13 protein-coding genes are annotated in these 10,264 nt (G+C 42.5%); 7 read left to right on the top strand and 6 right to left on the bottom strand.

The window, feature by feature from the left end; translation table 11 throughout:
• Positions 1 to 397: 397 nt before the first annotated feature.
• Positions 398 to 925, bottom strand: a complete 528-nt coding sequence (locus tag ELZ11_RS21650) for a DUF3087 domain-containing protein (protein WP_137359460.1) — start codon at positions 923 to 925, stop codon at positions 398 to 400.
• A gap of 193 nt (positions 926 to 1,118) precedes the next feature.
• Between ELZ11_RS21650 and trmY the strand changes: the two genes are divergently transcribed.
• Complete coding sequence (gene trmY / locus ELZ11_RS21645; RefSeq protein WP_137359459.1) at positions 1,119 to 1,715, top strand: tRNA (pseudouridine(54)-N(1))-methyltransferase TrmY; 597 nt, start codon at positions 1,119 to 1,121, stop codon at positions 1,713 to 1,715.
• A gap of 96 nt (positions 1,716 to 1,811) precedes the next feature.
• Here the strand turns inward: trmY and ELZ11_RS21640 are convergent, their stop codons facing one another.
• Both ELZ11_RS21640 and ELZ11_RS21635 read right to left on the bottom strand, forming a co-directional pair.
• Positions 1,812 to 2,114 (bottom strand): hypothetical protein, encoded by a 303-nt coding sequence (locus tag ELZ11_RS21640; protein WP_137359458.1) that lies wholly within the window; start codon positions 2,112 to 2,114, stop codon positions 1,812 to 1,814.
• Positions 2,115 to 2,268: 154 nt separating this feature from the next.
• On the bottom strand, positions 2,269 to 3,120 hold the full coding sequence (locus ELZ11_RS21635; RefSeq protein ID WP_137359457.1) for a LysR family transcriptional regulator: 852 nt from the start codon (positions 3,118 to 3,120) through the stop codon (positions 2,269 to 2,271).
• Between the two features lie 104 nt (positions 3,121 to 3,224).
• Here ELZ11_RS21635 and ELZ11_RS21630 point away from each other — a divergent pair, with 104 nt between their 5' ends.
• Both ELZ11_RS21630 and ELZ11_RS21625 read left to right on the top strand, forming a co-directional pair.
• Positions 3,225 to 4,199 (top strand): haloalkane dehalogenase, encoded by a 975-nt coding sequence (locus ELZ11_RS21630; RefSeq protein ID WP_137359456.1) that lies wholly within the window; start codon positions 3,225 to 3,227, stop codon positions 4,197 to 4,199.
• Positions 4,200 to 4,213: 14 nt separating this feature from the next.
• On the top strand, positions 4,214 to 5,131 hold the full coding sequence (locus tag ELZ11_RS21625) for a short chain dehydrogenase (RefSeq protein ID WP_137359455.1): 918 nt from the start codon (positions 4,214 to 4,216) through the stop codon (positions 5,129 to 5,131).
• A 78-nt stretch (positions 5,132 to 5,209) separates the two neighbouring features.
• On the opposite strand, the gene ELZ11_RS21620 is transcribed toward ELZ11_RS21625, so the two are convergent.
• A complete protein-coding gene (locus tag ELZ11_RS21620; protein ID WP_137359454.1) occupies positions 5,210 to 6,295 on the bottom strand; it encodes a permease in 1,086 nt (361 codons plus the stop codon).
• 243 nt (positions 6,296 to 6,538) lie between these two features.
• Between ELZ11_RS21620 and ELZ11_RS21615 the strand changes: the two genes are divergently transcribed.
• Both ELZ11_RS21615 and sigZ read left to right on the top strand, forming a co-directional pair.
• Entirely contained in the window at positions 6,539 to 6,835 is a 297-nt protein-coding gene (locus ELZ11_RS21615) for an ArsR/SmtB family transcription factor (RefSeq protein WP_137359453.1), read from the top strand.
• Positions 6,819 to 7,391, top strand: coding sequence for an RNA polymerase sigma factor SigZ (gene sigZ / locus ELZ11_RS21610; protein WP_137359452.1), 573 nt, complete (start codon positions 6,819 to 6,821; stop codon positions 7,389 to 7,391). The genes ELZ11_RS21615 and sigZ overlap by 17 nt, the downstream gene beginning before the upstream one ends.
• 43 nt (positions 7,392 to 7,434) lie before the next feature.
• Here the strand turns inward: sigZ and ELZ11_RS21605 are convergent, their stop codons facing one another.
• Together ELZ11_RS21605 and ELZ11_RS21600 are read right to left on the bottom strand one after the other, a co-directional pair.
• On the bottom strand, positions 7,435 to 8,040 hold the full coding sequence (locus ELZ11_RS21605; RefSeq protein ID WP_137359451.1) for a DUF6198 family protein: 606 nt from the start codon (positions 8,038 to 8,040) through the stop codon (positions 7,435 to 7,437).
• A gap of 173 nt (positions 8,041 to 8,213) precedes the next feature.
• Complete coding sequence (locus ELZ11_RS21600; RefSeq protein ID WP_137359450.1) at positions 8,214 to 8,660, bottom strand: hypothetical protein; 447 nt, start codon at positions 8,658 to 8,660, stop codon at positions 8,214 to 8,216.
• A 169-nt stretch (positions 8,661 to 8,829) separates the two neighbouring features.
• Between ELZ11_RS21600 and ELZ11_RS21595 the strand changes: the two genes are divergently transcribed.
• Entirely contained in the window at positions 8,830 to 9,009 is a 180-nt protein-coding gene (locus tag ELZ11_RS21595; RefSeq protein WP_137359449.1) for a hypothetical protein, read from the top strand.
• Between the two features lie 15 nt (positions 9,010 to 9,024).
• Positions 9,025 to 10,242: an MFS transporter gene (locus ELZ11_RS21590; RefSeq protein WP_137359448.1), complete on the top strand. Its 1,218-nt coding sequence runs from the start codon at positions 9,025 to 9,027 to the stop codon at positions 10,240 to 10,242.
• The last annotated feature ends 22 nt before the right edge of the window (positions 10,243 to 10,264 follow it).

The following is a 10,264-nucleotide window of genomic DNA, read 5'->3' as shown; positions in this document are numbered from 1 at the left end:
TGTGCCAAGACCGAAGTCTTGATTGGTCACTCAGTTCATTGAAACCAAAGTGATTCCTAAGAATCAATTTTTGATATTCATCAACGAGTGCCCACACAGATTGATAGGTTTAAATTGTTAAAGAGCTATTCTTCTTTGCGACTTACATCACATCGGAAGAGGCGGCCATTCTAGCGAGATAATTTATTGTGTCAAACACTTTTTAAAAAATCTTTTTATCTAGAAGCCTAACTGACATTCTTCGCTGAAGCCTTGTGGGCTCTGCCGTGTCAGTGAGGCGGCATTATAGAGATAAGATTAAAGTTGGCAACCCCTTTTCTTAAAAAAACTCGAAAAAAGTAGTTACATGACTAAAAGTCCATCAAAGTGATGTTTTAAGCAGTCTTTTGTCTACTATCTAACCAATATTGTTAATCATCTCTACTTCAAAATCGTCTGTGCTCAATTCTAGTTCCCATCGTTCCGCTTGTTCTTTTACTTCATTCAGCGACTTTACGACAGCTGTAATAGTGAGCGTGTTGTTATCCAGTTCGTAGACTTGCTTTTGAGTCACATAGTAGAAGTACAGAACTTGAAGGGCAGTTCGGTTCCCCTTTTCTGCTTCTTTCTTAATATGTTTAAGCTTTCTATAAATGCGATTGTGGATATGCTTAAGTTCCCAAATATAAACCACCTCTTTTAAGTAAGGTTGTCCTTTAAGCTTATTCAACGAAAAGCTGTTTACAGCGACCGCTAAAATCACACCAATCAGATTTAAGTGGAAGTTACCGGTCGGCTCCCCAGATACATTTGGTTCAGCACCGAAGATACTAATCAGTATTGCTCCAAACCCAACAGCTAAAACTGCTAACGAAGCCACGAAGCCAACAATGACAGTGTTAATCTTTTTCCTGTATTCAGACTTTTCAATGGATAGAAGTTTCATAGGTTTCCTTGATTGTTATTTTTGCATCTTACCTAATCGTATTTTGCCACAAGATTCGCTTCTCTGGGCTAATCGATACATCTAATTAGCAGCTTGATTTGACTTCATGTAGAGAAAGGAGTTACATACCGCCATCTACGCTTAACCTTTATTGGTTTAAGCAACTCACTAGAAATTGAATTAGGTCTTATACATGCGTTCATTCGTATTACGTGCTCGTGCTGCTCCTACAGAGAGCAAACTCATTCTAGAAGGTGTTGGCCAAGACGCTCATACAGAGATTCTTGCGCACACTTTAATGAACACTATCTTTGTGGCGCAGTCCCACCGTGAAAACGTGACTGTCCACTTAGTATTAGAGAGTACCAAAGATTTTTCTCGTACGATTACTTTCGATTCTAACGAAATCACCAACATTGGCGGTTTTCACGAGTCGGCATTGTTAGCAGCAGTCGTACGTGCTGTCGACGCTTCTCAAGGTATGACTAAAGAGCAAACTCGCCAAGTAGAGCCTGGAATAACCGTTCGCACGATCAGTTTTGAGAAGCTAGTGAAGGAACTGGCTGAAGACCACCAGCTTTACATGATGGATAAGAAAGGTGAGTTCATCCGTGATGCCGAAATAGCAGACAACCCCTGCTTCCTCCTCACAGATCATATTCCGATGCCGAAAAAGAGCTATAACAGCCTTAAACGATTAGGAACGGAAAAAATCAGCTTGGGTCCGAACATGCTATTTGCTTCTCAATGCGTAGTCTTGATCAATAACGAACTCGACCTTAGAGCATAGCACTGCTGTTATCCTCTAAATCGAAAGCCCAGCATCGCTGGGCTTTTTTGTATTTGTCTGCACATCCGATAGTTCTGCTAAAACTCCAACTGGACATTACATTAAGTCATTCATCAGAATTTCATACTCTTCTCTCGCTAGCTCCACCAACTGATTCAACTCGTCAGCATCTTTTTCATTTAACAGTAATTGCCACTGACCAGATCTAGCGTCTTCATCATAACCTAGCACCTTAGTCTGCCCCTCATAGCGCTCAAAAGAGAGTTGGTGAAAGGTGGTATCATGCCGCTCATGTGATTCTAATATTTCAAATTCCAACTTCCCGATAGGATTAACTTGAAAGTGTGCATGAAAATGATGTTGGTTCTGTAACACATAGTCTCTGTGTATCGCGAACATACTCCCTCCTTTAAGTATTCCCAGACACCGTACAAATTGTAGAACATCTAACCTCTACCATTAGGTTAATATGCACTTATTTGAATTTTCGATAACCAAATCTGAGCCTGTGAAATTAGAGTAAGAAATATGGTTATACCAGTCACGGCGTAAGTTATTGGAAGTATTCCCAAATCGCTTTTGCCACAGGACCGATTGGCTTGCTTTTCAGTTTCGCGACATAAATAGGCAAATCTAGCTCTCCGTAAGTATCAAGAACTACTAATGCACCCGTTTCTATTTCTGTATCAACCAAGTGATAAGGCATTCTGCCCCACCCCAACCCAGAGTTGATCAATGATTTTTTTGTAGTGAGGTCTGTGACGTACCATTTCAGAGCATCATCCATGATCCCTGTATCTGGCGCTTGTTGGTCTGAAGATTTCATGATGACTTGAGGGAAACGGGATAATTCCGACTCTGTTAAGGTCGACTGGCCATCTGTCAGTAATGTTTTGGAAATAACTAAAGGTATATTAATCGTATCGATGACTTGGTAATCCACTGCGCTATTACGCGAAGGGCTCCCATAAATAGCAATATCGACATTTTCTTCAATCAGCCTTCTTTCACCAGACGCCACTTCGATATCTAAATGAATGGTTGTTGTCGGATAACGCTGTTTTAACGCAAGTAGTAAGCTGGTTATCTTTTCGATTGGGAATAATGAGCCCACACCTAACCGCAATTCTGATTCAACCTCGCCCTTCATTTCCTTAACGAAGGTTTCAAACTCTGTTGCTTGTTGAAGTAGTCGTCTGATTTGAACGATCAGCAATTTCCCTTCTGCCGTTAATTCAGGGCGGTAGGTATCTCGTGTAAATATTTGAACGCCATAGTGCGCTTCCATTTGTTTCACGGAATACGACACAGCGGAACGTACCTTATGCAGCTTCTCACTTGCCTTTTGGAAGCTCCCTTCTGCACAAATCGTTTCAATTACATGTAAATGTTCTAAATTTGTCATGGTCAAATATTATGACCATTGCAGTCAAAAAGCTATGCTTTTTATTGACCTAGATTTTACCTAAAGTGTTCTTAAGCCAATCAAGTATCACTTAAGGACAATCTATGAATATTAAGCCCAACACATTACGAACTCCTGAAAGTGCGTTCGAGAACTTGGTGGATTACCCATTTCAACCGAACTATTTAAGTGTTGATGGGATGCGCATGCACTACGTTGACGAAGGAAAAGAAAATGCGAAGACGATTTTTCTATTCCACGGGCAGCCTTCTTGGAGCTACTTATACCGCCATATGATCCCGCTTCTAGTCGAAGAAGGTTATCGCGTTATTGCTCCGGATCTGATCGGATTTGGCAAATCAGATAAACCGACTTCTTCAGCTGAACATACTTATGCGAACCATGTGAAATGGATGCACGAATTCGTACAGCAGCTCAATATTCAACATGCCTCTGGCTTTTTCCAAGATTGGGGGGGAATGATTGGTTTGCGAGTTTTAGCTCAAGAACCAACTTGGCTGTCTAGGCTCATACTCTCTAATACCGCGCTCGCTGAAATGAAGGGCTTAGAAAAGTTTATGGTACCCAAAGTGCTAAAAGCTCTGGCGTCCATTGCAGGCACACCCACTCTTACCACTCTTAAGAACAAAATCAATTACGGAAACTGGGCCGGCTATTTCAGGCACGCACCACAATTGGAGATCGGTGAAGTCATCCAAGCGTTAACCACTAAGCCGCTCACTCAAGAAGAAATGCACGCTTACGATGCACCGTTTCCATCTCCAGATTATTACGCTGGTCCAAGAAAAATGCCCGAAATCGTCGTCTCAGAGCTAAATGAAGTGAACGCTGATTGGGCCGCGCTCAAATCATGGAAACACCCTGTACTGACTTTGTTCAGTGACCAAGACCCGTTTTTGGCAGACAAAGGCTACGACCTCAAGTTCCAAAACAATTTTTCAGGAGCAGCGAATCAACCTCATCAAACGATAGGTAACGCTTCTCACTTTCTACAGGAAGATCAATCCACACAACTTGCTGAATCAACCGCGCGTTGGCTGCAACAAACTCAATTTTAAAAAAGGAAATAACTATGAAAATTTTAGCGATAGGTTCTAATGGCGTTATCGGTAACGCGGTTGTTCAACAATTAAGCCAAGAACATGAGGTCATAGCGGTTGGTCATAGTAAGGGCGAACTTACTGTCAATATTGAAAACCAAGACTCTATTAAAAGTTTGTTTGAAACTGTTGGGAGTGTTGATGCCATAATTAGCATGGCTGGTAACGGTCAGATGGGGGCGCTATCTGAAATGACAGATGAGCACTTTCAAACCGTTCTTGATAACAAAGTAATGGGACAAGTGAATTTAGTTCGAATTGGTTTACGCTACCTTAATCATGGGGGGAGCATCACACTGACGTCTGGTGAAGCAGCTTTTAACGCAATGCCGGATGTTAGCGCGATTTCCATGGGTACGGCTGCCATTAATGCTTTTGTATCTAGTGTTGCTTTAGAGCTTACAGACGGCAAGCGAATCAATGCCGTGAGTCCAAGCATGGTAAAAGAAACTATGGATATGTGGGGAATTGACAGCTCTACGGGAATTCCTGCTAACGATGTGGCTAGCTACTATCAAGCAAGCCTTACTAGTGAGCAAAACGGCCATGTATATCGTGCTATTCATGGCGCATACCAAGTAGACGTTAAACCGGCCTACTTGATTGCTTCAAGCTTATACCCAGACGGTCATCCATCACTTATCGAATATGCCCAAGCATGCGGGCCAATCTTTAAAGCTCACGGAGCAGAGCCAGTTGTTGTCGGAAATACCAATCAAACGGTAAACGTTATTGAGCAAGATTGGCCAAATCAAGATGCTAAAGTGTCGGTGGTCAAGTTTCCTTCTATGCAGCATCTGCTGGATTGTTTCAGCTGCGAAGGTTACCAAAGCATCAAACACCTACGTACTGATGCGATTAGCACTAAATTCACACTCGCTGTTGAGTAACAAATCACACTGCCTCAAATAGAAAAAGAGCTCAATTACCTTGAGCTCTTTTAACCTTACAACTAAGTCATGGGTTAATTAACCAAATAGATAGCTATACAAGAACCCTGCACCAATCGCCATTGACAGTATTACCGCAAGAAATGCCGCTATCATTTGATTCTTAAAGATTGATTTCAAAAGAATCACTTCTGTTAGACTCGCACCCGCACTACCGATAATTAGCGCCATCACTGAGCCTAATGCCATTCCTTTTTGTACCAGCGCTGCACTTAAAGGAATTACAGCCTCAGCACGAATGTATAATGGGATACCAATGATTGCTGCTACTGGGATGGCGTACCAAGTCGCCTCACCTGCATACTGTGCAATAAGATCGGTTGGAATGAAGCCGTAGATAAACGAACCAATCGCAATACCCATCATTAAGTATGGGAACACTTGTTTAAAGTCTTTCCATGTAGAGTGCCAGATTCTTACCCAACGATTCGGCTTCTTCGCTTCAACCATTTCAGCCGCTACGCTGCCACCGACTGAACACGCGCTCACTTTCACCTCAGTTTCACATGAGGCTTGCTCGCTGCATGAGTTTTTTGCCATTACTGGTTCTGGTTTATCACTAGAGCCACAAGTGTTATCCAAGCAAGAAGATTGTGCTTCTGGCTTAGGTTCACCGCAACTTGATCCACAACTCGACGCTTCCGCCGCTTGGTAAGCTTCGGCTTTTACGTAACGTTCGAAACCGAGTTTCTCTAGTGCGTATCCAGCAACGACAGAAACCGTCATTGCGATAGCAAAATAAAACACCGCAACTTTCCAACCAAAGGTGATCACAAACAAACCAATGATCACTGGATTCAGCAACGGGCTACCAAATAAGAACACCATCATAGGTCCAAATCCTGCTCTTGCACGCAGCAAACCTTTCAAAAATGGGATGGTCGAACAAGAACAAAACGGGGTAATCGCCCCAAGTAGTGCCGCGACGACATAGCCTTTACCATTACGAGAACTCAAAATCGATTGGATCTTCTCAGGTGTTAAAAACTCTTGTAGAACGCCTACAATATAGCTAATCGCTAAAAACAGTATGATCAGTTCCGTTGCCAAAAAAGCGAACATGTCTAATGCGTCGCGCGCCATTGTCATATAGTCAGTTGTCATTACTTTCTCCCGAGCCACTTAAGTCGCTCTTTCCGCATCGTGATTTACATAGAAGTCTTTATTTCTACCTTTCTCGAATTATAGAATTATAAATCACAAGATCAATAAATATTTCGATAAATATCGAAATAAATTCCAACTTCATTAAAGATCAATGACTTACTTTCATCGGATTTATCTCGATATTGTCTTTCTTTATTATTTCCATTATTATCGAAACATAATCATATGTGAGGTTTACCTGTGGAATTAGAAACTGTTGCTAAAGCCCTTAAAGAACTTGGGCACCCAACCCGCCTTTCTATCTACAAAGCAGTAGTAAAAGCCGGATTTCAAGGTATTGCTGTTGGCGGATTACAAGAGCGCTTAGAGATCCCTGGTTCGACGCTGTCCCATCATATCTCTAGCTTGGCGTCTGCTGGCTTAATCAAGCAACGCCGTGAAGGCCGCACATTATTTTGTGTTGCTGAGTATCAATGTTTAGAAGGGGTAATTGGCTTCTTGCAAGATGAGTGCTGCGCAGATGAAAACTGCAAATAATGAATTGCACTTCGAAGATATTTGGAGCGAATACCAAAAAGCAATCAAAGCGTTCCTGTATTCAAAAGTCAGTAACCAAGATGATGTAGACGATCTGCAACAAGAAATACTGATCAAAACGTATCAGAATTTAGGGGCGGTCAAAGACTCAGAAAGTGTGAAATCTTGGCTATTCCAATTGGCCAATCACACCATTATCGACTTTTACCGAAAGCGAGCTCGTCACCAACGAGACAATGAACTTCAGGCTGACGAGTTGTGGTTTGAAAGTAATGAGTCTGATATTGAGCACGATTTGGCACAATGTATTCGCCCTTTCATCAATGCGTTGCCCGCTCAGCAAGCTGAACTGCTTGAAGCAGTAGACTTAAACAAGCAGAGCCAGAAAGAAATTGCCGCGAAAAATGGCGTGAGTTATTCCACGCTAAAATCGCAAGTGCAAAAAAGCCGGACTGAACTCAAAAAGTTGTTTGAAGGGTGCTGTCATTTATCACTCGATAAGCATGGTAACGTCATCGACTACCACGCCAAGTCTGATCGCTGCTCTAAGTGTTAATACAAAACAAGCTAGCATTGACGCTAGCTTGTTTCAGTCTCACCTACTGTTGAACGATAGGTTGATATCGTCCCGGCTTATGGTTCATTGCCAATATCAAGTTAGTCGCAATAGCGCCTAATATGGACAATAGAATCAATTGGATATCAACGATAAACAAAGACAACACAACAATGGTGCAATCCAATAGCATCTGAATTTTACCCGCTCGAATGCCAAACCGCTCCTGTAGGTATAACGCTAATATATTGAAGCCACCTAAGCTCATCTTATGCCTAAAGATGACCAGCATACCTATCCCGATCAGCCCACCACCAAGCAATGCCGCATACAAAGAATGAATTTCTGCAATTTGAATAACATTGTGTAAATGGTCCACCGCCAATGAAACGATAGTCACGGCAATGAAGGTATTCACCGTAAATCGCCAGCCCATGCGCGTTACAGATAAAATGTAAAAGGGTAAATTAAGCGCGAAAAAGACTTGTCCGAAACTAAAGTCAGAGACTTTCGTCAAGAATATCGCGAGCCCTGCAGTGCCCCCAGTAAGCAAACCGACTTTACTGAAAAATATGACGCCTAAGGAAACCAGTGCACTACCAAGTACGAGCGCCAATAAGTTTTCTCTGAGGTTATGATCTTGATCCATTGAACAGCCTTACTTCCATGACTACCTGCGCCTAGTTGTTACGCAGTACAAAATAACGGCGTATAAAATGCCGATAATTTATAAATATGTCGAGAAGCCAGTACAGGCTAGTTATTGATTAGTTTGTAAATGAATCTTTACGACCTCCAAGTTTTACTAGAACCTAAAGACCGCTATGACGGTATTTTTGCCGCCCAAGTCGATACTTTCTTACTGGTTAACATCACCAAAATAGCAAGTAGCATGACAATCAAAGCCTGGTAATTCGTCGTACCATGCAAGATCCACTGGCCGCCAAATTTGGCCAGCCCTTCAATCGTCCAATACAAACCGATCAAAAAAGTACCTACGAACATCAACTCCGATGGGGTTGTGGATACTTCCTCAATAACATCATGATTTTTAGGTAATAAAAGCGTCGACAACAAATGACTAAATAAAAATACCAATGTCGATATCACAACTGGAATCACAACATAGCCACAGATCGTTGCAGCGATAGCACTCACTGGCTGCTGCCAAAAGTTGGGCATCATCAAAGCCGGCAAGATAGCGTAAAGGCTCTTTACCAACACCAACATAGCAATCGCTCTAATAAGCAAAATAGAAAAAACTTTCACAGTAACTCCGCTTTATAAATTGGGTGAACACAATAACACGATATCCGGTTAATTAATGAATCTATGCACATTACGCATGTCATTTATCACAAATGGTCATTTGTTTCATAGCAGAGTGAACATTATGATGCGCGCCTTTCTAAACTCGTAACCATTTTTAAAGTGACTCATGTTTTCTCAATCCTTATTGGCACAACTGACTCGAATGATCATTCTGCTGGTTCTAAGCTTGATTATTGTTCATCACAGCAAGCCACTTCTAGAGCTGATCGCTCAGCATGCAATTAACAGCGGATGCCACCAACAGTCTGGTCACGAGCACCAACATTCTTCCGAACACCATCACTAATTTAAGAGCGTACAAATGAGCATTTTTCGTTTTCCTTTACTTGTATGGCTAGGGATCGGCACACTAATTATTAGCCTAGGGATCAGGCAGTCATTTGGTATTTTCATGATGCCTATTTCAGAACATTTTGGAACTGGCAGAGAGTTCTTCAGTTTTGCAATCGCGTTGCAGAACCTGCTTTTTGGCGTGTTTCAACCTTTTGTCGGCATGGCTGCAGATAAATGGGGAGCAAGGAAAATAATCATCACCGGGGCAATTGCCTATGGCTTAGGGCTTTTGCTCACTTCCCTAACGACTGAATCCAGCGTTTTGTACTTTTCGCTAGGAGCATTAATCGGGCTAGGCTTAAGCGCGACCAGCTACGTTATAGTGTTGGGTGCAGTTGCAAAAGTAGTCCCAGCTGAACATGCGGCCAAAGCCTTCGGTTTAACGACTGCGGCTGGATCCTTCGGTATGTTTGCCGTCATTCCTGGTGCACAGTTCATGCTTAACGAATTTGATTGGCAAAGTGCATGGCAGGTATTCGCGGTTTTATGCTGCCTGATGATCGCATTTGCACTCTTTATGCGAGCCCCAAAACCTAGCACTAGTAACAAAGCCACACAGCAAACCCAAGATACGCAAACCCTAAAAGAGGCACTCCGCGAAGCGTTTTCTCACAAAGGATACTGGTTAATCCACGCTGGATTCTTTGTATGTGGTTTCCATGTAATGTTCATTGCTACTCACCTCCCAAGCTATCTAGCAGACAAAAATTTACCTGCCAGCAGTGCAGCCATGGCGCTTGCCTATGTAGGGATCTTTAATATATTTGGGTCTTATTTTTGGGGAGTCATGGGAGACAAATACAGTAAACGTCACGTCATGTCTGCGCTCTACTTTGTACGTACAGCCGTGATTGCAGCTTTTGTCACTTTACCCGTAACCGGATCTACTGCGGCTTTATTTGGTGGAGCCATCGGCTTCTGCTGGTTAGGAACCGTGCCATTGACATCCGGCCTAGTTAGACAAATTTTTGGTGCTCGATATCTATCCACATTATATGGGTTAGTCTTCTTCACGCATCAAGTTGGCAGCTTTCTTGGTGCTTGGGTGGGCGGCCGTATCTACGATTACTACGGCTCTTACGAACCAATTTGGTGGTCGACAGTCGTATTAGCTTTCATTGCAGCGCTGATCCATTTCCCAATCAATGATAAACCTGTATCCCGGTTAGTCGCCGTTACCCAGTAACACCGTACTTTTCTCTCACCCT

It is taken from the genome of Vibrio profundi (assembly GCF_005281835.1).
In the GTDB taxonomy this organism is placed as follows: domain Bacteria; phylum Pseudomonadota; class Gammaproteobacteria; order Enterobacterales; family Vibrionaceae; genus Vibrio; species Vibrio profundi.
Note: the sequence above shows the minus strand (reverse complement) of the source record. Positions and strands in the feature narration are given on the sequence as shown.

Coding starts and splice junctions, on each gene's coding strand:
- trmY (WP_137359459.1), top strand. CDS start 1,119: ATGCGTTCATTCGTATTACGTGCTCGTGCTGCTCCTACAGAGAGCAAA.
- sigZ (WP_137359452.1), top strand. CDS start 6,819: ATGAAAACTGCAAATAATGAATTGCACTTCGAAGATATTTGGAGCGAA.
- ELZ11_RS21650 (WP_137359460.1), bottom strand. CDS start 925: ATGAAACTTCTATCCATTGAAAAGTCTGAATACAGGAAAAAGATTAAC.
- ELZ11_RS21635 (WP_137359457.1), bottom strand. CDS start 3,120: ATGACAAATTTAGAACATTTACATGTAATTGAAACGATTTGTGCAGAA.
- ELZ11_RS21625 (WP_137359455.1), top strand. CDS start 4,214: ATGAAAATTTTAGCGATAGGTTCTAATGGCGTTATCGGTAACGCGGTT.
- ELZ11_RS21605 (WP_137359451.1), bottom strand. CDS start 8,040: ATGGATCAAGATCATAACCTCAGAGAAAACTTATTGGCGCTCGTACTT.
- ELZ11_RS21590 (WP_137359448.1), top strand. CDS start 9,025: ATGAGCATTTTTCGTTTTCCTTTACTTGTATGGCTAGGGATCGGCACA.
- ELZ11_RS21620 (WP_137359454.1), bottom strand. CDS start 6,295: ATGACAACTGACTATATGACAATGGCGCGCGACGCATTAGACATGTTC.
- ELZ11_RS21640 (WP_137359458.1), bottom strand. CDS start 2,114: ATGTTCGCGATACACAGAGACTATGTGTTACAGAACCAACATCATTTT.
- ELZ11_RS21630 (WP_137359456.1), top strand. CDS start 3,225: ATGAATATTAAGCCCAACACATTACGAACTCCTGAAAGTGCGTTCGAG.
- ELZ11_RS21595 (WP_137359449.1), top strand. CDS start 8,830: ATGTTTTCTCAATCCTTATTGGCACAACTGACTCGAATGATCATTCTG.